General features: G+C 70.2%; 24 protein-coding genes. 9 read left to right on the plus strand and 15 right to left on the minus strand.

What is annotated here, in order from left to right:
- The first annotated feature begins 63 nt into the window (after positions 1-63).
- A complete protein-coding gene (locus LOZ83_RS10285; protein ID WP_236790191.1) occupies positions 64-879 on the plus strand; it encodes an NAD(P)-dependent oxidoreductase in 816 nt (271 codons plus the stop codon).
- On the opposite strand, the gene LOZ83_RS10290 is transcribed toward LOZ83_RS10285, so the two are convergent.
- The 4 genes from LOZ83_RS10290 to LOZ83_RS10305 all read right to left on the minus strand — a co-directional run bounded on the left by LOZ83_RS10290 (position 801) and on the right by LOZ83_RS10305 (position 7,723).
- Positions 801-1,967: a GAF domain-containing sensor histidine kinase gene (locus LOZ83_RS10290; protein ID WP_236790192.1), complete on the minus strand. Its 1,167-nt coding sequence runs from the start codon at positions 1,965-1,967 to the stop codon at positions 801-803. The genes LOZ83_RS10285 and LOZ83_RS10290 overlap by 79 nt on opposite strands.
- A gap of 8 nt (positions 1,968-1,975) precedes the next feature.
- A complete protein-coding gene (gene cydD, locus LOZ83_RS10295; RefSeq protein WP_236790193.1) occupies positions 1,976-5,164 on the minus strand; it encodes a thiol reductant ABC exporter subunit CydD in 3,189 nt (1,062 codons plus the stop codon).
- Complete coding sequence (gene cydB, locus LOZ83_RS10300; RefSeq protein ID WP_236790194.1) at positions 5,161-6,168, minus strand: cytochrome d ubiquinol oxidase subunit II; 1,008 nt, start codon at positions 6,166-6,168, stop codon at positions 5,161-5,163. Before cydB ends, cydD begins: the two co-directional genes overlap by 4 nt.
- A gap of 70 nt (positions 6,169-6,238) precedes the next feature.
- Complete coding sequence (locus LOZ83_RS10305) at positions 6,239-7,723, minus strand: cytochrome ubiquinol oxidase subunit I (protein ID WP_236790196.1); 1,485 nt, start codon at positions 7,721-7,723, stop codon at positions 6,239-6,241.
- Between the two features lie 140 nt (positions 7,724-7,863).
- On the opposite strand from LOZ83_RS10305, the gene LOZ83_RS10310 reads away from it, so the two are divergent.
- Entirely contained in the window at positions 7,864-8,700 is an 837-nt protein-coding gene (locus LOZ83_RS10310; RefSeq protein ID WP_236790197.1) for an NmrA family NAD(P)-binding protein, read from the plus strand.
- A gap of 122 nt (positions 8,701-8,822) precedes the next feature.
- Positions 8,823-9,428: a TMEM165/GDT1 family protein gene (locus LOZ83_RS10315; RefSeq protein WP_236790198.1), complete on the plus strand. Its 606-nt coding sequence runs from the start codon at positions 8,823-8,825 to the stop codon at positions 9,426-9,428.
- On the opposite strand, the gene LOZ83_RS10320 is transcribed toward LOZ83_RS10315, so the two are convergent.
- Together LOZ83_RS10320 and LOZ83_RS10325 are read right to left on the minus strand one after the other, a co-directional pair.
- Complete coding sequence (locus tag LOZ83_RS10320; protein ID WP_236790199.1) at positions 9,421-10,050, minus strand: helix-turn-helix domain-containing protein; 630 nt, start codon at positions 10,048-10,050, stop codon at positions 9,421-9,423. The genes LOZ83_RS10315 and LOZ83_RS10320 overlap by 8 nt on opposite strands.
- On the minus strand, positions 10,047-10,901 hold the full coding sequence (locus LOZ83_RS10325) for a hypothetical protein (protein ID WP_308190211.1): 855 nt from the start codon (positions 10,899-10,901) through the stop codon (positions 10,047-10,049). Before LOZ83_RS10325 ends, LOZ83_RS10320 begins: the two co-directional genes overlap by 4 nt.
- Before the next feature lie 323 nt (positions 10,902-11,224).
- Here LOZ83_RS10325 and LOZ83_RS10330 point away from each other — a divergent pair, with 323 nt between their 5' ends.
- The gene (locus LOZ83_RS10330) at positions 11,225-11,998 is read left to right on the plus strand and encodes a DUF2470 domain-containing protein (protein ID WP_236790200.1); all 774 of its coding nucleotides are present in this window, start codon (positions 11,225-11,227) and stop codon (positions 11,996-11,998) included.
- Here the strand turns inward: LOZ83_RS10330 and LOZ83_RS10335 are convergent.
- Positions 11,995-12,456, minus strand: coding sequence for a PPOX class F420-dependent oxidoreductase (locus tag LOZ83_RS10335; RefSeq protein ID WP_236790201.1), 462 nt, complete (start codon positions 12,454-12,456; stop codon positions 11,995-11,997). The genes LOZ83_RS10330 and LOZ83_RS10335 overlap by 4 nt on opposite strands.
- A 24-nt stretch (positions 12,457-12,480) precedes the next feature.
- On the opposite strand from LOZ83_RS10335, the gene LOZ83_RS10340 reads away from it, so the two are divergent.
- From LOZ83_RS10340 to LOZ83_RS10355, 4 genes are all read left to right on the plus strand, one after another.
- Positions 12,481-13,287 carry a CPBP family intramembrane glutamic endopeptidase gene (locus tag LOZ83_RS10340; protein ID WP_236790202.1) on the plus strand — a complete coding sequence of 269 codons (807 nt, stop codon included), beginning with the start codon at positions 12,481-12,483 and terminating at the stop codon, positions 13,285-13,287.
- A 10-nt stretch (positions 13,288-13,297) separates the two neighbouring features.
- On the plus strand, positions 13,298-14,503 hold the full coding sequence (locus LOZ83_RS10345; RefSeq protein WP_236790203.1) for an arginine deiminase: 1,206 nt from the start codon (positions 13,298-13,300) through the stop codon (positions 14,501-14,503).
- The gene (locus tag LOZ83_RS10350; protein ID WP_236790204.1) at positions 14,500-14,952 is read left to right on the plus strand and encodes a pyridoxamine 5'-phosphate oxidase family protein; all 453 of its coding nucleotides are present in this window, start codon (positions 14,500-14,502) and stop codon (positions 14,950-14,952) included. The genes LOZ83_RS10345 and LOZ83_RS10350 overlap by 4 nt, the downstream gene beginning before the upstream one ends.
- A gap of 166 nt (positions 14,953-15,118) precedes the next feature.
- Positions 15,119-15,667, plus strand: a complete 549-nt coding sequence (locus LOZ83_RS10355) for a ferritin (RefSeq protein WP_236790205.1) — start codon at positions 15,119-15,121, stop codon at positions 15,665-15,667.
- 1 nt (position 15,668) lies between these two features.
- On the opposite strand, the gene LOZ83_RS10360 is transcribed toward LOZ83_RS10355, so the two are convergent.
- From LOZ83_RS10360 to LOZ83_RS10375, 4 genes are all read right to left on the minus strand, one after another.
- Complete coding sequence (locus tag LOZ83_RS10360) at positions 15,669-16,505, minus strand: hypothetical protein (RefSeq protein WP_236790206.1); 837 nt, start codon at positions 16,503-16,505, stop codon at positions 15,669-15,671.
- Positions 16,502-16,996: a SigE family RNA polymerase sigma factor gene (locus LOZ83_RS10365; RefSeq protein WP_236790207.1), complete on the minus strand. Its 495-nt coding sequence runs from the start codon at positions 16,994-16,996 to the stop codon at positions 16,502-16,504. Before LOZ83_RS10365 ends, LOZ83_RS10360 begins: the two co-directional genes overlap by 4 nt.
- An 82-nt stretch (positions 16,997-17,078) precedes the next feature.
- The gene (locus tag LOZ83_RS10370; RefSeq protein ID WP_236790208.1) at positions 17,079-17,441 is read right to left on the minus strand and encodes a DUF952 domain-containing protein; all 363 of its coding nucleotides are present in this window, start codon (positions 17,439-17,441) and stop codon (positions 17,079-17,081) included.
- Positions 17,438-18,298, minus strand: a complete 861-nt coding sequence (locus LOZ83_RS10375; RefSeq protein WP_236790209.1) for a DUF5926 family protein — start codon at positions 18,296-18,298, stop codon at positions 17,438-17,440. The genes LOZ83_RS10370 and LOZ83_RS10375 overlap by 4 nt, the downstream gene beginning before the upstream one ends.
- Before the next feature lie 66 nt (positions 18,299-18,364).
- Between LOZ83_RS10375 and LOZ83_RS10380 the strand changes: the two genes are divergently transcribed.
- Complete coding sequence (locus LOZ83_RS10380; protein ID WP_236790210.1) at positions 18,365-19,519, plus strand: cytochrome P450; 1,155 nt, start codon at positions 18,365-18,367, stop codon at positions 19,517-19,519.
- Here the strand turns inward: LOZ83_RS10380 and LOZ83_RS10385 are convergent.
- From LOZ83_RS10385 to LOZ83_RS10400, 4 genes are read right to left on the minus strand one after another with little or no spacing between them, the layout of a single operon-like run.
- Complete coding sequence (locus tag LOZ83_RS10385) at positions 19,511-20,422, minus strand: DUF4328 domain-containing protein (protein WP_236790211.1); 912 nt, start codon at positions 20,420-20,422, stop codon at positions 19,511-19,513. The two genes, LOZ83_RS10380 and LOZ83_RS10385, sit on opposite strands and share 9 nt — an antisense overlap.
- Positions 20,423-20,429: 7 nt before the next feature.
- Positions 20,430-20,768, minus strand: a complete 339-nt coding sequence (locus tag LOZ83_RS10390; RefSeq protein WP_236790212.1) for a rhodanese-like domain-containing protein — start codon at positions 20,766-20,768, stop codon at positions 20,430-20,432.
- A gap of 41 nt (positions 20,769-20,809) precedes the next feature.
- Positions 20,810-22,426 (minus strand): cation acetate symporter, encoded by a 1,617-nt coding sequence (locus tag LOZ83_RS10395; protein ID WP_236790213.1) that lies wholly within the window; start codon positions 22,424-22,426, stop codon positions 20,810-20,812.
- Complete coding sequence (locus LOZ83_RS10400) at positions 22,423-22,803, minus strand: DUF485 domain-containing protein (RefSeq protein WP_236790214.1); 381 nt, start codon at positions 22,801-22,803, stop codon at positions 22,423-22,425. The genes LOZ83_RS10395 and LOZ83_RS10400 overlap by 4 nt, the downstream gene beginning before the upstream one ends.
- Positions 22,804-22,985 lie beyond the last annotated feature (182 nt).

A 22,985-nucleotide genomic window follows, 5' to 3' on the forward strand; every position in this document is an offset into this window, starting at 1 on the left:
TTGACAATTTTGTCTTGGACATCGTCTACTCGATGCTAACCCGCGTACCAGAAGGAGTCTGCTATGTCCGGAACGACAGTCACGATCGCGGTCCTCGGTCTCGGGGAGGCGGGCGGCGCGATCGCCCGCGATCTCGTCGCCGCGGGGGCCGTCGTCCGTGGCTACGACCCGGCCGTGCGGGCTACCGACGGGATCGTCGACACGTCGTCCGAAGCCGAGGCCGCTGAGGGCGCGGACCTGGTGCTGAGCGTGAACAGCGCGACCGCCGCGGTCGGCGCGCTGCGCGCCGGGCTGCCGAAGACCACCGGGATCTGGGCGGACCTCAACACCGCATCGCCCGGCCTCAAGCGGGAACTGGCCTCGATCGCGGCCGGGGTGCCGTTCACCGATATCGCGATCATGGCGCCGGTGCCGGGCAAGGGCCTGCGCGTGCCGATGCTGGCCAGCGGTCCGGCGGCCGAGCCCACCGCCGCGTTGCTGCGCTCGCTCGGGGCGTCGGTCGAGGTGATGGCGGGCGAAGCGGGGCTGGCCGCGGAACGGAAGTTGTTGCGCAGCGTGTTCTTCAAGGGCATGTCGGCCGCGGTCGTCGAGGCTTTGGCGGCGGCGCGCGCGGCGGGCTGCGAGGACTGGTTGCGGGAGATCATCGTGCACGAGCTGACCACCGCCGACAAGTCCACAGTGGACAGGCTGGTGACCGGTTCGTACAAGCATGCCAAGCGCCGCACCACGGAAATGGCCGCGGCTGCGGACATGCTCGGCGAACTCGGCGTGCCCGCGAACGTCGCCGCGGCCGCCCGGGATCAGCTGGCGAGCTTGTCCGGATCCAACGGCAGGTCGAACGCGACGAGCGTGCCCAGACTCGGCGAAGAGTTGAGGTAGAACCTCCCGCCGGCGGCCTTCGCCCGCTCGGCGAGATGCCGCAGCCCGCGGGTCTCGACCCCCTGCGGCACGCCGGAACCGTTGTCCCGCACGCGAAGCCGTACCTCGCGGGCGTCCCGGTGCAGGGTCACCCTGGTTTCGCTGGCACCCGAGTGACGGACCACATTGGACAGTGCTTCGCGCAGCGCGGCCCGGATGTGGTCGGCACGCTCGGCCGGGATGTCGGCGAACTCGCCGGACAGCTCCAGCGTCGGCGGAAAGCCCAGCAGTTCCTCGGCGATGCGCACCTCGCCGCGAGCGGACTCGGCGAGATCCGTCTTCGGTAGCGCGTTCGACGCAGCCTCCAGCTCCGGCGCGGGCGAACGCAGGCTGTGCACCGTCCCGCGAATCTCCGCAATGGTCTGGTCCAGTTGGTCGATCGCCTCACCGAGCCGGGTCGCGTCGGTGCCGGCGAACCGCTTGCGCATCCGCCGCCGGACGCGGTCGAGCTGCATGCCGGCCGCGTACAACCGCTGCACGATCACGTCGTGCAACTCGCGCGCGATGCGCTCGCGCTCCTCGTACAGCGTCACGCGGTGCCGCGCGTTGGCGCCTTCGGCCAGTGCCAGCACCACGCCGACCTGCGCGGCGAACGCGCTCAGTACCTCGACCGTGCCCGCGGAGAAACCCTCGGCGCCGTGCTTGCGATACACGGCCAGCGCCCCCAGCACCCGGCCGCCGGTGCCGAACGGGACGGCCGCGAAGGGGCCGTAACCGCGCAGCTCGTCGGGCACGTGCGGCGCTGTCCGCGGGTCGATCGTGAAGTCGTCGGTCACCACGGTCTCGCCGCCGTGCGCGACCTGGCCCGCGGCGGAGTCGGGGGGCAGCAGCAGGCCGTGCACGTCCGTGGTCTGCGGTCCGGCTCCGGCTTCGATGGACACGCTGCCGTCGTCGGTGCGCACCATGATCAGGCCGAGGTCGGCATGCGCGAACTCGACCGCCTTGTGCACGACCGAGGCCAGCACGGCGTCGGGCTCGTCGCCGGAGAGCGCGGCCGTGGTGATGTCGGTGGCCGCGGACAGCGCCTGGGCGGCAAACATGGGTTCCATCAGCGACATCAAGAGTAGACGCCTTCCGGAACCCGGGTGTGCACGTGACCGTCGCGGACTTCCCAGACGACATCGGCCCCGGCCGCTTCGTCCGGATGGTGCGTCACCTGTACCACGGTGTGCCCGGCGAGTGCGGTGCGCAGGTTCGCGCGCAGCTCCCGCGCGGTCGGTTCGTCGAGGTGCGCGGTCGGCTCGTCGAGCAGCACCAGCTTCGACTTCGGCACCGCGACGAGGGCGCGGGCGAGCGCGAGCCGCTGGGCCTGGCCGCCGGACAGGCCGCTGCCCGCGCTGCCGAGCAGGGTGTCGAGCGGCAGGTCGAGGCACGCCAGGCGGAGGGCTTCGGTGAGCTGCGCGTCGGTCGCGTGCGGGTCGGCGAGCCGGAGGTTCTCCGCGACGGTCGTCGACACGAGTTGCGGATCCTGCGGTGCCCAGGCGATCTCGGCCGGGACGCGCGCTGTGGCGGGCGTCAGGAACCCGAGCAGCGCGGCGAGCAGGGTCGACTTCCCGGCTCCCGATTCACCGACCACCGCGACGTGGGTGCCCGGCGGGATCTCCAGATCGACCTCGCGCAGCACCGGTTCTCCTTGCGGCCACGCGATATCGCCGCGCAGCAGGACGTGATCGCCGTGCTCGGGCTGTTGGGCCGACGGCGTCTCGATGTCGAGCCGCGCGCGGGCGTCGCGCAGCGCGTCCCAGTGCTGCGCGACGGGCGGCACCATGGTGATGACCTCGGCCAGCGCGAGTGGGATGAGGGCGACCACCGGCACCAGCGCCGCGTCGAGGCGCCCGGCCGCGAGCCAGGTACTCACCACTGCGGCGAGCCCGGTGACCAGCACGATCAGCCCGTCGGCCGCGCCGGCGCCGAACGCCTGCCGCCGTGCCTGGGCGACGAGTTCCGCGTCGGTGGCGGCGAGGTCTTCGCGCCTGCCGCGGTACCGGTCGAAGGCCAGCAACTCGGCGGCCCTCTCGAACAGGTCGAATACTTTCGCGTTCACGGCGCGGCGTCCTCGCGCGAGCGCGGCGGTGGCGCGGCGCTCCAGCCTGAGGGCGAGCAGCGGTGCGGCGACCGCGCCGAGCAGGACGGCGACCGCGAGCGCGAGTCCGGCGGGCGGCAGCAGCACGGTCTGTACGACGATCGCGCAGGCGAGCACGATTCCCGCGACGAGCGGCGGGGTGAGCACGCGGGGCAGCAGATCGCGCACGGTGTCGACGTCGGCGACCAGCCGGCGCTGGCTCTCGCCGTGCCGCAGGCTGTGCGCGGGGCCCAGTCGTACCAACGTTTTCCACAGATCGACGCGAAGCCGTCCGGCGATCCGGAAGGCCGCGTCGTGGGTGGTGAGGCGCTCGGCGTAGCGCAGTCCGGCGCGGCCGAGCCCGAACGCGCGCACGCCCACGACGGCGACCGTCAGTGTCAGGATCGGCGGCTGTTGCGCGGCTTTCGCGATCAGCCAGCCGGAGGTCGCGGTGAGCGCGAGCCCCGCGACGAGTGCGAGCGCGCCGAGGACGGCGCCGCCGAGAAAGCGCTTACTGGGCAGGCGGCGCATCCGCGTCGCGGCACGTGCTGCTGATTGTGCGATCGGGAGGACGGACTTCCCGGGCCGAGCCGTCGTCGCCTCCGGCCGCTCGTGTGCGGCGATGATCACCGCCGCACCCCGGCGGCGCGCGTCGTCGATCGCGGTCATGACCCGGGCGGCGTTGCCGGCGTCGAGATGCGCGGTCGGTTCGTCGAACAGCAGCAGCCACGCGTCACGCGCCAACGCCCGCGCGACGGCCACCCGTTGCCGTTGGCCGAGCGACAACTGATCGAGCCGCGCGGACTCGAACCCCGCGAGGTTCAGCTGGTCGAGCAGCTCGGTGGAGGCACCTCGCAGCTCCTCGGCCACCGTCTCGCTCGTGAACACCGGCGACTGCGGCACCCACGCGACCCCACGCCGGAACGCCGACATCCGGATCTCCGGAAGATCGACATCCGAAATGGTGACATGACCGCCGTCGGGCCGGACGAAGCCCAGCAGCACGGCGAGCGTCGTCGATTTCCCGGCGCCGCTGGGCGACCGCAGCCAGGTGATCTCACCGGGCCGCGCGACGAACGACTCCCCGTCCGGCGCGAACCCGTTGCGGCGCAACACCTGCAGGCCCTCGACGCGGATCTCCCCCGGTTCGGGAACCCGCGTGCCGTCGGGCGCGACGGGTAGCGCGAGGACGTCGGCGACCCGGCGGACCGCCTCGACCCCATCCTCACTGGCGTGGAACGCGGCGCCGACCGACCGCAGCGGCTGGTAACACTCGGGCGCGAGGATCAGCACGCCGAGGCCGATCACGAGCGGCAGATCGCCCGCGACGAGCCGGACGCCGATGAGCACGGCGACCAGCGCGACCGACAGGGTCGCGGCCAGCTCCAGCACAAAGGCCGAGGAGAACGCGACTTTCAGCGTTTTCAGCGTGGCGCGGCGGTGCCGCTCGGACACCAGACGGACCGTCTCGGCCTGTGCCTCCGCGCGCCGGAATGCCGCGAGCACCGGCAGTGCGCGGACGAGTTCCAGCAGCTGTCCGGAAAGCCGGTGCAGCGCGTCGGTCGCGGCGGCCGAGCGGGCGGCGGTGTACTTGCCGACGAGGATCGCGAACAGTGGCAGCAGGGGCACGGTCAGCGCGATGATCACCGCGGACGGCCAGTCGGCGAACAGGATCGCGGCGCCCGCGCCGAGCGGCACGACGGCAGCCGTGACGAGCGCGGGCAGGTAGTCGGTGAAGTAGGCGTCGAGCGCGTCGAGTCCCTTGGTGGCCAGGGAAGTCAGCTCGGCGGGGCCACGTCCGGCGATCCATTCCGGGCCGAGCCGCAGCGTGTGGTCGACGGTCTTCGCGCGCAACTCCTCCTTGGCACCGGCGGCGGCGCGGGCGGCGACGACGCGCATCGCCCAGGTGATCAGCGCGCGAGCGAGCACGACGGCCGCCAGCACGGCCAGCTCGGTCGCCGGGAAGGCATGACCCTCGACGACCGCCGTCGCGGCGGAGGCGAGCAGGAACGCCTGCGCCACCAGCGCGGCGGCGCCAGCCAGGGCCAGGAGAGCGGCAAGGGCAAGCGCCCGGCGCGCGGCCGCGGAGAGGGCCGGCAACGCGCCGAGCGGTCCCTTTCCCGGGCGCCCTGTGTCCGTTGTGGACACGTTGGCGGGAAGGGTGGTGCGTCCGGGAAAGATCATGGGGTGTGCACCGGCGGGATCTGGGCGGTGCTGATCCGCTTGCGGAACACCCAGTAGGTCCAGCCCTGGTAGATGAGCACGGCGGGCGCGCCGAACGCGCCGACCCAGGACATGACTTCCAGCGTGTAGTGGCTCGACGCCGCGTTGGCGATGGTCAGCGAGTTCGCCGGGTCCACAGTGGACGGAAGGACATCCGGGTAGAGCACGCCGAACAACGTCACGACCGCGGCCGCGATGGTGACGCCGAACGCCGCGAACGCCTGCCCGTCGCGGTCGGTGACCAGCCTGAGCCACGCGAAAACCGCTGCGGCGACGGAGATCGCGAGCGTGACGAGTGTCCACAGTGAACCCCCACGCAGCTGCACGACCACGAGCAGCGCGACGAGCGGGAGCACTGCGATCGGGAGCGCGCGGATGGCCAGCCGCCGCGCGCGTTCCCGCAGTTCACTGCGGGTCTTGAGGGTGAGGAACACCGCGCCGTGCACGAACGAGAACCCGACGATCGCGAGCGCGCCGAGCAGCGTGTCCCAGCGGACCGCCGCGAACGCGGACCCGATCCGGTTGCCGTGCGCGTCCAGCGGCAGGCCGAGCACGCTGGTCGTGAGCAGTAGTCCGACGCCCAGCGGCGGGATCCACGAGCCGATCATGATCACGCGATCCCAGTTGCGGCGCCAGCGCAGCGAGTCGACCTTGCCGCGATACTCGAACGCCACCCCGCGCCCGATCAGCGCGAGCAGCACGAGGAGGAGCGGCAGGTACGCGCCGGAGAAGAGCGAGGCGTACCAGCCGGGGAAGGCCGCGAACATCGCGCCGGCCGCGACGATGATCCACACCTCGTTGCCGTCCCATACCGGGCCGATCGTGTTGATCATGACGCGGCGCTCGGTGTCGTCGCGGCCGAGCACGGGCAGCAGCATGCCGACGCCGAAGTCGAACCCTTCGAGGAACAGGTAGCCGAGCCAGAAGAACACGATGATGCAGAACCACACGGTTTCGAGGGTCATCGTCCCTCCCCAGGGTTATCCACAAGGTTGTGCACAAATCGCGTAGTTATCCACATGCTGTACACACTCCTCAGTAGGCGAAGGCGAGCGCATCGCCGGAGCCCTTGTCCTGCCCAGGTTTGTCGGGCGGCAGCACACCCTCGACGCCACCCAGGACGTACTTGCGCATCAGGAACACCTCGACCACCCCGAGCGCCAGGTACAGCAACGTCAGCGTCACCAGCGACGTCCACACCTCACCCGTGGCCAGGTTCGAAACGGCCTGCGCGGTGAACATCCACACCCCGTCCACCCCCGACGGGTTCGGCGCCACGACGAACGGCTGGCGGCCCATCTCGGTGAAGATCCAGCCGGCGCTGTTGCCGATGTACGGGGTCGCGATGCCCAGCAGGGCGAGCCGCGGGAACCACTTCGAGTCCGGGATCCGGCCGCGCCGCGTCAACCACAGCGCCAGGACGCCGATCCCGGCGCCGGCCGCACCGAACCCGATCATGGCGCGGAAACCCCAGTAGGTCACCGGCAGGTTGGGCGTGTAGTCGATCGGCTTGCCGGCCAGTTCGCCCAGCGCCGGGTCGTCCGGGTAGTTCGTGCCGTACTTCGCCTGGTACTGCCCGACCAGGTCCTCGACACCGCTCACCTGCGTGTGGAAGTCGTTGTGCGCCAAGAAGGACAGCAGCGCCGGCACGTTGAACGTCTTGACGTCTTCGCAGTCCTGCTTGCCCACGTCGCCGATCGCGATGATCGAGAAGCTCGCCGGCTGCTCGGTGTGGCACAGCGCCTCCGCCGACGCCATCTTCATCGGCTGCTGCTGGAACATCAGCTTGCCCTGCTGGTCACCGGTGATCGCGAGGACCGCGAACGCGACCACGCCGACCCAGGCGCCGAGCCGCAACGAGGTCCGCCAGGTCGCGCGGTGCTCGTCGTCGGTCTTGCGCTTGCGCCACAGGTGCCAGGCGGCGACGCCGACGATGAACGCGGCCGAGACGGAGAACGCGCCGGCGATCGTGTGCGGGATCGCGGCGAGCGCGGTGTTGTTCGTCAGCACCGCCCCGATCGACCGCAGCGTCGGCTTCCCGTTGACGAAGTCCACGCCGACCGGGTGCTGCATCCAGGAGTTCGCGGCCAGGATGAAGTACGCCGACGCGATGCTCGCGAGCGAGAACGCCCACGCGCACGCCAGGTGCACCTTCTTCGGCAAGCGGTCCCAGCCGAAGATCCACAACCCGAGGAAGGTCGACTCGATGAAGAACGCGAGCAGCCCCTCCATCGCGAGCGGCGCGCCGAACACGTCGCCGACGAACCGCGAGTAGGCGTTCCAGTTCATCCCGAACTGGAATTCCTGCACGATGCCGGTCACCACGCCCATCGCGAAGTTGACCAGCAGGAGCTTGCCCCAGAACTTGGTCATCTCGTAGTAGCGGCGGTTCCCGGTTCGCACCCACGCCGTCTGCATGCCCGCGACCAGCACGGACAGCCCGATCGTCAACGGCACCATGAGGAAGTGGTAGACGGTCGTGATCCCGAACTGCCATCTCGCGAGCTGGAGTACGTCCACGCCATCCAGCCTGCTCGCGCGCGCGGGCGGGCATCAGGTCCTGGGGTCCTGATCTCGGCAGGACCTAGGTCCTGGACAACCGGGGCGTGCGTTCCGTATGGTGCTAACCGGAATCAGCGCCCCGTTTCTGGGAGGATGTCATGACCAAGCTCGCCGTCGTCTACGGCGCCACCGGACAGCAAGGCGGCGCCGTCGCCAGACGGTTGCTGGCCGGCGGCTGGCGGGTCCGCGGGGTCACCCGGGATCCGTCGAGCGCGAAGGCCCGCGCCCTGGCCGGCGCGGAAATGGTGGTGGAGCCGTCGTTCGAGGGCGTCAACGCGGTGTTCAGCGTGCACCCGGGCCCGCTCGCGCCCGGCGAGGACGAGTTCGCCGCCGGCAAGGCGATCGCCGACGCGGCCCACGAGCACGGCGTCGGACATCTCGTCTACAGCTCCGGGCTGGGCGCGGACATGCTCGCCGCGGTGAATCTGCAGCAGGACAAATGGCGGGTCGAGCAGTACCTGGCCACGCTCGGCATCTCCGCGACCGTGCTGCGCCCCGGCTCGTTCATGGAGAACTACTTCAACCCGCTGTTCGGCCTGACCGACGGCGCCCTGCGCACCGCGGCGAACCCGGGAACCAGGCAGCAGTACATCGCGCTGGAGGACATCGCCGCGTTCACCGCGCTGGCGTTCGACGATCCGGCGGCCTACCGCGGCAGGACGTTCGAGCTGGCCGGGGACGCGCTGACCCCGCCGGAGGTCGCGGCCGCGGTCAGCGAGGCGACCGGGATCACCGTGCCGTATGTGCACCTGGACATCGAAGAGCTGCGGAAGATCAACCCGCGGTTCGCGGCCGGGTACGAGGCGCTCAACTCCATCAAGGAGCCGATCGCGGACGTCCCGGCGCTGTGCGCCCTGCACCCGGGGCTACTCACGTTCGAGGCCTGGCTGCGCCGGACCGGCGCCACAAAACTGCGGGAACTGCTCGCCGGATAAATTGTTTCGGCATGCCGAAAAGACAATTCCAGCAGCACCACAACCACCAATTCGCAATTCCCATCTGATGGCTTTCTTGACCGATCCCCTTTATCGTGGAAGCGAAAGGGGGAAGAACCCGGATGGATGCCGCACTGCTCGCGCTCGTCAGTACGTTCGCGCTGGTCCTGGCCGTGGAACTGCCGGACAAGACCCTGGTCGCGACGCTCGTGCTGACGACGCGATTCCGGCCGTGGCCCGTCTTCACGGGGGTCGCCGTCGCATTCGCGGCACAATGTGCGGTCGCGGTTCTGTTCGGTCGCGCGCTCACCTTGTTACCGGACAACGTGGTGGCCGCGGTGGTGGCCGCCATGTTCGGGCTCGGCGCTTTCATGTTGCTTCGCGAGGGTTTCGCGAAGGGCCGCGACGGCGATGAGGACGCGGCCCGCTCGGGCCCGGGCCCGGTGACGTTCTTCCGGTCGGCGCTCACCTCGTTCGGCGTGCTGTTCGCCGCCGAGTGGGGTGACGCGTCGCAGCTCGCGACGGCCGGGCTCGCCGCTCGCTACGGTGCGCCGGTCGCCGTGGCCGTCGGCGCGTTCACCGCGCTGGTCGTCGTCGCGGGGATCGCGGTGTTCGTGGGGCACAAGATCCGCGGCCGGATCCGCCCGAAGCTGATCCAGCGCATCGCGGGGTTCGTCTTCGCCGGGCTCGCGCTTTTCGCGCTCTGGGAGGCGGTCAGCGCTATCTGAGCGCGGTCGCGAGCTCGGCGGCGGCCTCGACCACCTGTGGCCCCACGGTCTCCGCCTTGATCGCGCCCAGCGTCAGCACGCCGACGCTCGCCCGCAGCCCCGGCACACCCCGCACCGGCGCGGCCAGCCCGGCGACTCCGCGCTGGACGTCTCCCGCCGAAACCACCCATGCCCGGCCGCCTTGCCGCAGCAGCATCGCCTTGCCCGCCGCGCCGACCCCGATCGGCTGCCGGGCGCCGACCCGGTAGGCCACGTGCAGGTTCGTCCACGACGGCTCGACCACCACCACGGACTCGACCTCGTCGCCCTCCGCGATCGACAGATGCGCTGTCGCGCCGGAACTCTCCGCGAGCGCCCGCAGGACCGGCCGCGCCACCTCACGCAGCTGCGGCACGACCTGGCCGGCCAGCCGGAGCACACCCACCCCCAGCCGGACCTTGTTGCCGTCCCGCCGGACCAGACCACGCGCGGACAGCGGCACGAGTAGCCGGTAGACCGCCGCGCGGCTGGCCCCGATACTCGTCGCCAGCTCGGAGATGGTGGCCGCCTCGGCGCCCGCGTCGGCGACCGCCTGCAGCAGCGCCAGCCCGCGGTCCAGGGTCAGCGACCCCTCGGCGGTCACAGCAGCCCGAGCGCCTCGAGATCGGCGAGCGGCTCGGCGAAGCTCGCGGACGCGTAGGAGGCGAACGACGCGCGCACCGCCTTGGCGGCCTGCTCGGACAACCCGCGCGCCTCGTCGGCGAGCTGCTGCCCGTCGGTCGAGGACAGCGCGTCCCGCACGTCGCCGCCGGACAGGCTCCGCGCGACCGCGACCAGCAGGTTCAGGAAGCCGTGGTGCTCGATGCCCGTCTCCGGGTCGTCGTGCCGGACCGCGCGGTGCAGGCTGTTGGTCGCCTTGAACGAGGCGGCGTCCGCGCCGCTCAGCACGGCCAGGAAGTCGGCGACCTCGTCGATGCTCGGGAAGTTCTCGCTGGACACGCCACCGCAGCGGATCTTCGGCCAGCTGCCGTGCTCGATCACCTTGCGCACCCCGTCGAGCCAGCCCACGCCCCGGCGCGGCTCGACGACCCGGATCACGTCCTCCGGCACGAACTCCGACACCCGCTCCAGCCACACTTCGTCCACATCGGACGGTGCGGGCATCTCCACCATGCGCAGGGAGAGCAGCTCGCTGCGGGACTCGACGATCGAGATCGCCTTCGGCACCCCGCCAAGCCCGGTGTCGATGATCAGCGACAACGGCAGCGGCTGCTTCGGCTTCACCTTGATCAGTTCGGTGATCAGCTCCGGCAGCCGCGAGGCCTGGCAGAGGAAGACGCCGAGCAACCCGGCGCGATCACCGGCCCGCGCTTCGAAATGTGCCCTCAGCGCTTCGGGCATGGTCGCGGTCCCCGGCGGGAACAGCGCCGAGTCGTCGACGAGCCGCGCGAAGAGGGGAGGAATTCCACGGGGGCCGGGGGGCGTGAGTTCCACAGCGCTTGACACAAGGGACACGCTAGTAGCGTACGGCAGCCGGACAAACGGGTGCGCAGGCCGGACACCAGGGCGATCACTTCCCCTTTTCCGAAACACAGGTTAGGCTCACCTAACCAAGCAGGTTTCAAAGCGGCGGAGCCGATTGCTGTGTGGGACTCAGCTTGCACCGCCGCGGGTTCTGAGGTGGTTCCTGGCGAGGACAGCTCCGACGTGGTGACTTGGCAGTCATGAGGAGGAGATCCCGGAGTCAGGGGCCACGTCAGGTTCCGCCACCCGCACCGCATATCAAACCGCGTTGAAACAGTCTCCTGGAGGTGCCCGTGACTCAGACTTCTACCCGTCGCCCGCCCGCACCGGCGCCGGCCGAACGGGCCAAGACCATCGCGACCCGCGAGTGTCCCGGTTCGCTCGTGCCGACCGGCCCGGGCAGCGGCGAGCGCGTCGTGCCCGACCTGCACCACGTGCACCCGAGCGGCAGCGTGAGCATCCTGCTCCGCGACGGGCACCCGCTGCTCACCCGCTCCGCCGATGCCGAGGTCGCGGTCATGTTCGAGCTGGCCGACCACGCACCGGTCGACCTGCGCGAACCCGTGCGCGGGCTGCTGTGGATCACCGGCTGGCTCCGGCCGCTCGGCGCGGCTGCCGCGCGGGCCCGCGCGGTCGCGATCGCCGAGCACCGGCCCGACCCGCGGCTGCTCGACCTCGGGCACGGGGTGAGCCTGCTGCGGCTGACCCCGGCATCGCTCGTGCTCGCCGACGCCGAGGGCACGCACTCCCTGCGGCCGCACATGTTCAGCGCGGCCACCGCGGACCCGTTCGCCGGCTACGAGACCGGCTGGCTCCGGCATCTCGAACAGGAGCACGCCGACGTGTTCGCGGATCTGGCCCGGCACGTGCCGGAGGAGCTGCGCGGCGGCCGGATCCGCCCGCTCGGGCTCGACCGGTTCGGGCTGCGGCTACGGGTCGAGACCGACGCCGACGACCACGACGTTCGGCTGGCGTTCTCGCGGCCGGTGTCGAACCCGACGGAACTCGGCAGCGAGATGCGCCGCCTCGTCGGCTGTCCTTTCCTTGCCAGGCAACGGAAAGGCTAGCCGAGCTCGGGCGGGAAACCACCGGTCGCGATCGGGCCCCAGCGCTCGATCGTGACCCGGATCAGGCTCTTGTTCTGCTTGCGCATCGCGTCGCGGTACTCGTCCCAGTCCGGGTGCTCGCCGGAGATGCAGCGGAAGTACTCGACGAGCGGCTCCAGCGCGTCCGGCATGTCGAGCACCTCGGCCTGCCCGTCGATCTGCACGTACGCGCCGTTCCACTCGTCGGAGACCACGCACGCGGACACCGCCGGATTCCGGCGCGCGTTGGTGGCTTTGGCACGCTTCGGATAAGTCGAGACGACGAACCGGCCGTCGGTGTCGATGCCGGCGGTGACCGGCGAGAGCTGCGGGGTGCCGTCGGCACGGGTGGTCATCAGGATCGCGCGGTGCCGGGGCCGGAGGAACTCCAGCAGCTCTTCACGTCCAACGCGGTCCGCCGTCGCTATTTTCGGTGCCATGAGCACAGAAGGTAGCGTGCCGGCGTGACGTCCCTCGCCCGCGACTGGTTCCGTCCGGAACGCCCGGACCTGCCCGAACTCGTCGAAGACGAGGCCGAGCGCCGCCGCATCAAGCTCGAGATCCTGATCGTCTTCGGCATCACGCTCGGGCTGTCCGGCGCGCGCAGCCTGCTGTCGCTGATCGACTCGCTGCTCCAGCCGACGCCGCTGAGCCAGCAGCACGTGGCGCTCAACGCGCCGCAGGCCGCGCTGAGCCTGATCGACCTGCTCGCGCAACTGCTCAGCGTCGTCCAGCTCGTCGGCTGGGGCGCGCTCGGCGCGTACCTGCTGGTGCGCGCCGGGATCCGGCTGAGGTCGGTCGGGCTGGGCTGGCGCCGCCGGGACCTGTTGTGGGGTGCCGGGCTCGCCGCGCTGATCGGGATCCCGGGCCTCGCGCTGTACTTCGTCGGCTGGAAGCTCGGCTTCAACCTGGCCGTCTCCCCCTCCACGCTGGGCGACACCTGGTGGCGGCCGATCGTGCTCGTGCTGTCCGCGTTCGGCAACGCGTTCGCCGAGGAGATGCTCGTCATCGGGTACCTGCTGACCCGGCTGCGGCAGCTGGCGTTCCGGGAGAACACCGCCGTGCTCGCGGCGGCGGTGCTTCGCGGGTCGTACCACCTCTACCAGGGCTTCGGCGGGTTCGTCGGGAACGTGATCCTGGGCCTGGTGTTCGGCCGGGTGTGGCAGCGGACGAACCGGCTGTGGCCGCTCATCGTGGCGCACACGATCCTCGACGTGGTGTCCTTCGTGGGGTATTCGCTGCTGAAGGGAAAGGTGTCGTTCCTGCCGTAATCTGCGGGGCATGACGACCGAACCGAGGGTGGACAGCGAAGTCGGGCCCCTGCGCTCGGTGCTGCTGCACCGGCCGGGCGACGAGCTCAAAAGGCTCACCCCGCGCAACAACGACCAGCTGCTGTTCGACTCGATCCCGTGGGTGGACCGGGCCCAGCAGGAGCACGACGCGTTCGCCGAGGTGCTGCGCGGCCGCGGCGTCGAGGTGCTGCTGCTGGCCGACCTGCTGCGCGTCGCGCTGGAGGACGATCGGGCGCACGCCGCGGGGGTGCACGCCGCGGTCGACGAGCGGCGGCTCGGCCAGACGCTGGCCGACTCGCTGCGCTCGTACCTGTCCGGGGTCCGCGCCGCCACCCTCGCCGAGGTGCTGACCTGCGGCGTCACCTACGAAGAGCTGCCCGCCGCGGAAGGCGCGTCGCTCGTGCGGAAGATGCACCACCCGTCCGACTTCGCGGTGGACCCGCTGCCGAACCTGCTGTTCACGCGCGATTCCTCGGTGTGGATCGCGGACCGGGTGGCGATCTCGTCGCTCGCGATGCCGGCCCGCCGGCGCGAGACCGCCCTGCTCGACCTGATCTACGCCTATCACCCGCGGTTCCGGCGCGCGGCCCGTGCCTATGGCGCGCATTCGGCGCCGGTCGAGGGCGGTGACGTCATGCTGCTGGCGCCCGGTGTGCTGGCGGTCGGCGTCGGTGAGCGGACGACCGCGGCGGGCGCGGAGTCGCTCGCGCGGTCGGTGTTCGCCGACGACCTGGTGCACACCGTGCTCGCGGTGCCGATCGAGCAGGACCGCGCCACGATGCACCTGGACACGGTGTGCACGATGGTCGACCGCGACGCCGTGGTGATGTACCCGCTGGCGCGCGACTCCCTCGTCGCGTTCACGATGCGCCCCGGCAGAGACGGTTCGCTCGACGTCAGCGGCCCCGAGCCGTTCCTGCACGCGGCCGCCGAGGCGATGGGCATCGAGAAGCTGCGGGTGATCGACACCGGGCTCGACCCGGTCACCGCCGAACGCGAGCAGTGGGATGACGGCAACAACACGCTGGCCCTGGCGCCGGGCGTGGTCGTCGGCTATGAACGCAACATGGAAACCAACGCGCGGCTGGAAGAGGCCGGGATCGAGGTGCTGCCGATCGCGGGCTCGGAACTGGGGTCCGGCCGCGGCGGCCCGCGCTGCATGTCGTGCCCGATCGTGCGGGAGCCGATCGCATGACGACGTGGCGGGAGTTCGAAGAGGCGTCCCCGGAGTTCGCGCAGCGCGTAAAGACGCTGTTCGACGCGCACAAGCACAAGACCATCGCCACCCTGCGCGCCGACGGCTCGCCGCGGATTTCCGGGATCGAGACGGAATTCGAGGACGGCGATCTGGTGTTCGGCTCGATGCCGGACGCGCGCAAGGGCGCGGACCTGCGCCGGAATCCGCGGTTCGCGCTGCACAGCGGGACGGTCGACCCGGTCGAGGGCGCCGAGGCCCAGTGGCCGGGCGAGGCGAAGATCGCCGGCCGCGCGCTCACCGGACCGCCCACCGGGGGACCGGAGGGCGACCGTTTCGTGGTCGACATCGCCGAGGTCGTGCACACCCACCTCGACGAAAAGGCCACGGTGCTCGTCGTCGAATGGTGGACCCCCGAGCACGGCCTGCGCAGCATCGAACGCGCGTAAATCGCGAACGAGATTCGGCACGGTTCTTAGGCGAGCCTTACCGAATAAGAATAAGGAAAGCCTTACCGAATGAGGCGGACCTATTATTGGGTAAGCCTAACCGAATAGGGTGGCAATCACCAGGCCCAACTGGGCAAAAGCAATTCCGATCCCCTATTCTCGACACATGCCCACCAAGCGGAAAGAACCTCGGTCCAAGTTCTATGAGCTGCTGCAACAGCAGATCCAGAACGAGTTCAACGCCTCCCAGCAATACCTCGCGACCGCGGTCTGGTTCGACAACTCCGACCTGCCCCGGTTGGCGAAGTTGTTCTACCGCCAGGCGGTCGAGGAGCGTAATCACGCGCTCGCCATCACCAAGTACCTGATGGACACCGATCACCACGTGGAAATCCCGGGCACCGGTGAGGTCCGCAACGATTTCGCCGAAGCCGTCGAGCTGATCGAGCTCGCGCTCGAGCAGGAAAAGGGCATCACCGCGGACTTCCGCACGCTCGTGAAGACCGCCCGCGAAGAGGACGACTACCAGGGCGAGCAGTTCCTGCAGTGGTTCCTCAAGGAGCAGGTCGAAGAGGTCGCGACGATGACCACGCTGCTCAACATCGTCAAGCGCGCGAACGGCAACCTGTTCGAGGTGGAGACGTGGCTGGCCCGCGAGTCCGCCGGCGGCAAGGGCGACTCGGGCCTGCCGTCCGTGGCCGGCGGCGCGCTGTAGTTCAGCAGCTCGCCGAAGCGACGAGCGAGAGACCGCTGACGCGGTTGCCGTCGATCGCGAACAGGTAGCTGCCGCCGGAACCGGCGTCGGCCGCGTACCCGCTACCGCTCTTGTTCAGGTTCGGGTACGCGGTCTCCAGCTCGTCCTTCGTGGAGCCGACCCGGATCCGTTCGGGCGTGTGCGCGCCGGTCGCGTCGAAGCCGACGATGCCATTGGTGTCCGAGATCGTCACGGTGCTGACCCCGGACGAACCCTCGGTGAGCTTGTAGGTCGCGCAACCGGAAGGCGCGGTGTCGGCGTTCGCGAGCAGTCCGCTGTCCTTGGCGTCGGCGAACGACATCCCCAGCGTGAGCTTGCTGTAGCCGCTGGGCCCGAGGACCGGTCCGGGCACGATGGGGAGCGTCTGGCTGCGCGCGGCCGTGCTGGTCGGCGGCTTGCTCGACGAGGGGGTTCGCGTGGCGGTCTGCGAGCTCGACGGCGGCGTTTCCGTGCTGCTGCTGGGTTCGCTCGACGACGGGACACCGGGCGCCGGCGGGTTGATCGGGATCTGGCTGACCGATGCCGAGGACTCGACGGTGCCCGCCGCGGACCGCTCCAGCGGCGAGGCCTCGTTGGTGGTGTGCCCCGACAACCGCAGCGGGCCCAGGAGCAGGCCGGCGGTGACCAGTGCGACGACGGTGACCGCGCCACTCGCCGCGGTCACCGCGGCGCGGCGGCGCCGGATCCGGCGCGCACCGGCCACGATCCGCGCGGGGGCGTCCTCGCCGGCGTGTACGTCCAGCCGCTCGTCCGCGAACAGCCGGCGTAGCTCGTCGTCGAACTCGTCCTGGTCGGTCAACCCACTTCCCTCCCTCCGGTAATCTTGGTCCGCAGGTTCGCGATGGCCTTGCTGGCCTGACTTTTCACCGTGCCCTGACTGATGCCGAGCGTTTGGGCGATCTCGATCTCGGTCAGTTCTTCGTAGTAACGCAGCACGATGACAGCACGTTGCCTCGGTGGCAATTCCCGTAGCGCCTGCCACAGGGGTTCGTGCTCGAAGGGGTCGGGCGCGGACGTCGCCTGGCCGTCGGGGACATCGGCGACCAGGTTCTCGCGGCGGGTCCGGCGCCAGCGGCTGACGTGCGCGTTCGCCATGGACCGGCGGATGTAGGCGAGCGGGTCACCCGTCTTGTGCTGCACATGCGTCCACCGGGAGCCGATCTTCTCCAGCACCGTCTGCACCAGATCGGCCGCGTCGTGCGGATTACCGGTCAGCGCGTGCCCGTATCGGAGCAGCCCGGGCAGGCTCGCGTGCACGAACTCTTCGAAGTCCGTGAACTCACCTGCCATCACCGATTCTCTCCCCACGGCCGGGACGGTCGTGGCAACGGTAGCTCCTCGCATGACAGTCCCCTCGCGTTTTGTGCCTCATTCAGGGGACGCGCGGCAGGGGTTCCCGGTTGGCGAGCACCTCGGGAAGCCGGAAAGTGCCGTCGGATTCCGGGGGAAACGGGTGTACGGCGACTACCGCCTGTGCCCGGATCGCGCCGTAGACGTGGGGAAACCAGATACCCGCAGGATGCGGAGGGTCGCCCTCTTCCCAGCGCACCGGCACGTCGAGCCTCGCCGGGTCGATCTCCAGCAGCAGCAGGTCGGTGCGCCCGGCGTAGAGCGCGTTGGCCGGCAAGTGGGTGGTGCCGGGGTCGGAGCAGTGAATGAAGCCGACGACGTCCAGCGACGCGGCCCGGTAGTTCTCGCCGGTCCAGTCCGCGCGGGGGCAGAGGTGCAGGATCACCGCAGGGTCAGCTGGCGGCCGATCAGGCCGTCGCGGGCGCGGCGCTCGACAGCGTTGAGCGGCTCCTTGTCGAGCGAGGCCAGGGCCTCGTCGAGGCGGCTGCCGAGCTGCTCGGCGGGCTCGGCCCACTCACGGGCGTGCGCCTCCGGGTCGAGGTCCCACACCGGCACGAGGAGCCCGTGGGCACGGAAGGAACCGGCGTAGCGCGAGCCCTCGCCCAGCCCCAGCTCCCCGGCGGCCGACAGCCGCGCAAGCGCTTGCAGCAGGGCGTTCTCCGGCTCCGGGCGGACCCAGCGAAGGTGCGCCTTCTCGCCCGCGAGCACCCAGTACGACCCGGCGCCGAGCCGCTCGGTCGGCATGATCGCCTCGTTCGCGCGGTCCAGCGAGAGCTTCACTTCGCCTTCGGGGTCGGTGTCCTCGGGCAGCCACCAGTCGAAGTTCTCGTACAGCGTGACGTCCAGCTCCGCGTCGGCGACCAGGAAGTCCTGCAGCCGCTCGCCCTCGCTGCCGGGAGTCGTGGTGTCGGGCACGGACAGCACGTCGCCGGGCTTCGCTTCGAGCGCCCACGCCAGCGAACGGCCCAGGTCGCGGCTGATGTCGGAGGAGCGGGTCTGGACCTGCAGGCCGACGAACACCCGCTCGTCGGTCCGCACGAACGCGGCCGCGGCGCCCGGCAGCACGGTGGCCACGGTGACCTCGCGGCCGGAGTCCTTGAGCGGCAACGGCGCGGTGGCGGACGGCACGAACTCGCGCAGCGCGATCAGCTCGGGTTCGGCGGCCAGGCCTTCGAAGGGCTGCGCCACGAACACCTCGCGCACCTTCGGTGCCTTGTTCTTCTTTCGCGCGGCCTTGCCCATTTTGTGCCTCCTCGAACGGCTCGGCCGCAGACGCTACCGAACACACGACCGAGCTAGGGTCGGTGGGTGTTCGATCCCCGCGACCCCGTGTTCCTCGCCGATCCCTATCCGGAGTTCGCCCGGTTGCGGGCGGACGGCGAGGTGCACGCGCACGAGGGGCTCGGGCTGGCGATCGCGGTGTCGCACGCGGCCGCGTCGGCGGTGTTGCGGGATCGCGCGCTCGGCCGGATCTGGTCCGACGCGCAGCCGGCGGAGCAGTTCGTCTCGTTCAACCTCCTGCACCGGAATTCCTTGCTGGAGAACGAACCTCCGGCGCACACCCGGCTCCGGCGGTCGATCGCGGGCGCGTTCGGGCGCGGGCATGTCGAGCGCCTGCGGCCGACCGTGGCCAGGCTCGCCGACCGCATGGTCGCCGAGCTGGCCGAGCGCGGCGAAGGGGATCTGCTCGACCAGCTCGCGCAGCCGTTGCCGGTCGCGGTGATCGCCGAGCTGCTGGACATTCCCGAGGCCGACCGGCCGCGGCTCGTCCCGTGGTCGAACGCGATCGTGAAGATGTACGAGTACGGCCTGCCGCCCGAAGGACAGCAGGCCGCCGAGCGGGCCGCGAAGGAGTTCACCGACTACCTGCGCGCGATCACCGAGGAGCGCCGCCGCGAGCCCGGCGAGGATCTGGTGAGCGACCTGGCGCGGAGCGACCTCACCGGCGACGAGGTCGTGGCCACCGCGGTACTGCTGCTGATGGCCGGGCACGAGGCGACGGTGAACGTCATCGGCAACGGCGTCTGGGCCCTGCTGCGGCACCCCGATCAATGGCGGCGGCTGTGCGAAGACCCGGCACTGCTGGACACCTGCGTCGAGGAGCTCATCCGCTACGACTCGCCGCTGCAGTTGTTCGAGCGCACCGCGACCGAGGACGTCGAGATCGCCGGTTTCCGCGTGGGGAAGGGCGAAAAGATCGCCGCGCTACTGGGCGCGGCCGGCCGCGATCCGAAGGTGTTCGACGAGCCCGGCAAGCTGGACATCGGCCGGAAACCCAACGCGCACTTGGGTTTCGGTGCCGGGATCCACTACTGCGTCGGCGCCCCGCTGGCCCGGATCGAGATCGCCGCCGCCCTCCGCGCGCTCACCACCCGGCTGCCCGGACTCCACCTCACCGGCGAACCGCGACGGCGACCGGAGTTCGTGATCCGCGGTCTGCGGACGCTGCCCGTGTCAGCGTGAGGTGGTCGGCCGGACCGGGCGCAGCGCCGGCGCCGGAGCGTTCTTGACCGCGATCACCCGCCGCACCCGCAGCCGGTCCAGCGAGATCGGCGCGAGCAGGCTCGTCAACCGCTGGATCAGCAGCGCCGTCAGCACCGCCAGCAGCGCGGCCGAGGCGTCGAGCAGCCCACTGAGGAACACCCCGTCGGCCTGCGCCTGGACACCGTCCCGGAACCGCCAGACGATCACCAGGATCATCAGCACGGCGTTGAGCACCCAGGCGGCCCACCACGCGAGCACGAACCGCGAGGGACGTGGTCGCCGCGACGGCGAGCGCCGCAGGACGGCGTGCTCCAGCTCGGCCAGGATCGAACCGGCCATCACCAGGTTGAACCCCGGCACCAGCACGCCGACCAGCACCTGCCGGGTCGAGCGCGGCGGCTCGTGCCCGCTCACGTCGGCCGCGGCCTGGCGTGCGATCACCAGCCACCACAGCGCCGACGCGACGCCCAGCACCCCGAACACGACCGTCAGCAGCGAGGCGATGATCTCCAGTGTGTCCGACATCGCGACGACACCCGTGTGCAAAGCCGCGTTCCGGCTGATCACCAACAGCGCGTACCGCCAGAACTCGGCGACCGCGCCGGTGAGCGCGAGCCCGGCCAGGAACCACAGGATCATGACCGCGTTGCGCGACAACAACCGCACGCGCTCCACCGGACGCGGGTAGCTCGACGGCATGCCCGGCACCAGCGTCGGCGCGCGCCACGTCAGGTTCGGGAACCCCCAGCGCGGCGGGACGGGATAGGCGGGCGGGCCGGTGTAGCGCGCGGGCGGCCTGGACCGGCGCGGCGGCATCGCGCCGGGCGGCGGTGTCGCCACCCAGCGGACGCGCGGGCGGTAGTGGTATCGGCCGGGCTGCATGGGGGACCTAGAGGATCTCCGGCGCGGCGTCCGGCTGCTCGCTCACGACGGGACGGCCCTCGGCGTGCCAGGACTTCATGCCGCCGCCGACGTTCACCGCTTCCCAGCCGCTGGCGTTCAGCCAGGCCGTCGCCCGGGCGGACCGGCCACCGGACCGGCACACGATGTACAGCGGCTGGCCCTCGGGAAGGTCGTCGACGCGGGAGGGCAGCTCGCCCAGTGGGATGTGGACCGCACCGGGGGCGTGCCCGGCGGCCCACTCGTCGTCCTCCCGCACGTCGACCAGGGTGATGTCGCTGGCGGGGAGTTCGGAGACGGAGGCGGTGGGAAGCTGAGCCGGATTCACCCGGTCAGTTTCCCACGCGCCTCCGTCGAGTGCACGTGAGCTTAGTGAACGACGGCCTTCTCGGCGTGTGCACCGGTCAGCGCCCGGACTTCCATCTCCGCGTACTTCTCCTCGTTCCGTTCCTTCGACAGGACCGTGCCCAGCCAGCCGAGGAAGAACGAGAGCGGGATGGACACCAGGCCCGGGTTGGACAGCGGGAACCAGTCGAAGTTCGCGCCCTTGATCATCGAGGTGGACTCACCGGACACCGCGGGCGAGAAGACGATCAGCACGATGGTGATGACCAGGCCACCGTAGATGCTGAACAGCGCACCCCGGGTGTTGAACCGCTTCCAGAACAGCGAGTACAGCAGCGTCGGCAGGTTCGCCGAGGCCGCCACCGCGAAGGCCAGCGCCACCAGGAACGCGACGTTCTGGCTCTTGGCGAGGATGCCACCGGCGATCGCGATCGCGCCGATCACCAGCGCGGTGATCCGGGCGACCCGCACCTCCGAAGCGGCGCTGTCCACCTTGCCCTTCTTGATCACGTTGGCGTAGACGTCGTGCGCGAACGACGCCGACGCCGTGATCGTGAGCCCCGCGACCACCGCCAGGATGGTCGCGAACGCGACCGCGGCGATGAACCCGAGCAGCACCGGGCCGCCCAGTTCGAGCGCGAGCAGCGGCGCGGCCGAGTTCGTGGTGCCCGGCGCCTTGCTGATCTTGTCCGCGCCCACCAGCGCGCCGGCACCGTAGCCGAGCACCAGGGTGAACAGGTAGAAGATGCCGATCAGCACGATCGCCCACACCACGGACTTCCGGGCTTCCTTGGCGTTCGGCACGGTGTAGAAGCGCATCAGCACGTGCGGCAGGCCTGCCGTGCCGAGCACCAGCGCGATGCCCAGGGAGAGGAAGTCGAGCTTGCTGGTGCCGGTCTTGCCGTACTGCTTGCCCGGCCCGAGCAGCGCCTCGCCCTTCGCACCGCCGCCGGCCTTGTCGACGGCGTGCTGCAGCAGGCTGGAGAAGTTGAACCCGTACTTGGATAGCACCCACAGCGTCATCGCGAGCGCGCCGACGATCAGCAGCGCGGCCTTGATGATCTGCACCCAGGTGGTGCCCTTCATCCCGCCGATCAGCACGTACAGCACCATGATCACGCCGACGACGGCGATCACGATGTCCTGGCCGACGTTGCCCTGCACACCGAGCAGCAGGTTGACCAGACCACCGGCGCCGGTCATCTGCGCCAGCAGGTAGAAGAACGACACGATCAGCGTGGACACCGCGGCCGCCGCGCGCACCGGACGCTGCTTCATCCGGAACGCGAGCACGTCGCCCATGGTGAACTTGCCGGTGTTGCGCAGGAGTTCCGCGACCAGCAGCAGGGCGACCAGCCACGCGACCAGGAACCCGATCGAGTAAAGGAAACCGTCGTAGCCGTTGACCGCGATCGCCCCGGCGATACCGAGGAACGAGGCCGCGGACAGGTAGTCACCGGAGATCGCGATGCCGTTCTGGGGACCGGTGAACGCGCGGCCCGCGGCGTAGTAGTCCGATGCCGTCTTGGTGTTCCGGCTCGCCCAGAACACGATGACGAGGGTGATCGCGACGAAAATCGCGAAAATGATGATGTTGAGCGTCGGGTTGCTGCCCTCGACGCCCGCCGCCAGTGTCTTCACTCGGCGTCTCCTTCGGCGGTCGCCGTGGTCTGGACCTTCTCACCTTCGAGCTCGGTGCGGATCTTCTCCGAGAGCGGGTCGAGCCGCCGGTTGGCGTACCGGACGTACAGCCAGGTGATCAGGAACGTGGTCACGAACTGCAGCAGGCCGATGAGCAGGCCGACGTTGAAGTTGCCGGCGATCTTCGTCGCCATGAACTTGGGCGCGTAGTCGGCGAGCAGGACGTAGACCAGATACCAAGCCAGGAAGAGGACCGTCATGGGGAAGACGAAGGTGCGGAGCCGGTGACGCAGCTGCGTGAAATCCGGACTCTCCTGCACCTCTTTCCAGTCGCTGCCCGGGCCTGACCCTTCCAGGCCCTGGTCGGTGGTGCTCACGGGACGACCTCGCTTTCCATGGTCTCTACCTCTTCCGGTCGGTGGCTGCGGTAGATCTTGCCCTTAAAGGCGAGATATGTTGTTAATCCTTTCGGGTGAATGACATTACAGAAAGTAGCGTCCCGTTCCGTCCTGTTTCAGAATTCATGGCCGCTTCGCGAACCTTGCCGCGACCACAAATT

Source organism: Amycolatopsis sp. GM8, assembly GCF_021653975.1.
In the GTDB taxonomy this organism is placed as follows: Bacteria; Actinomycetota; Actinomycetes; order Mycobacteriales; family Pseudonocardiaceae; genus Amycolatopsis_E.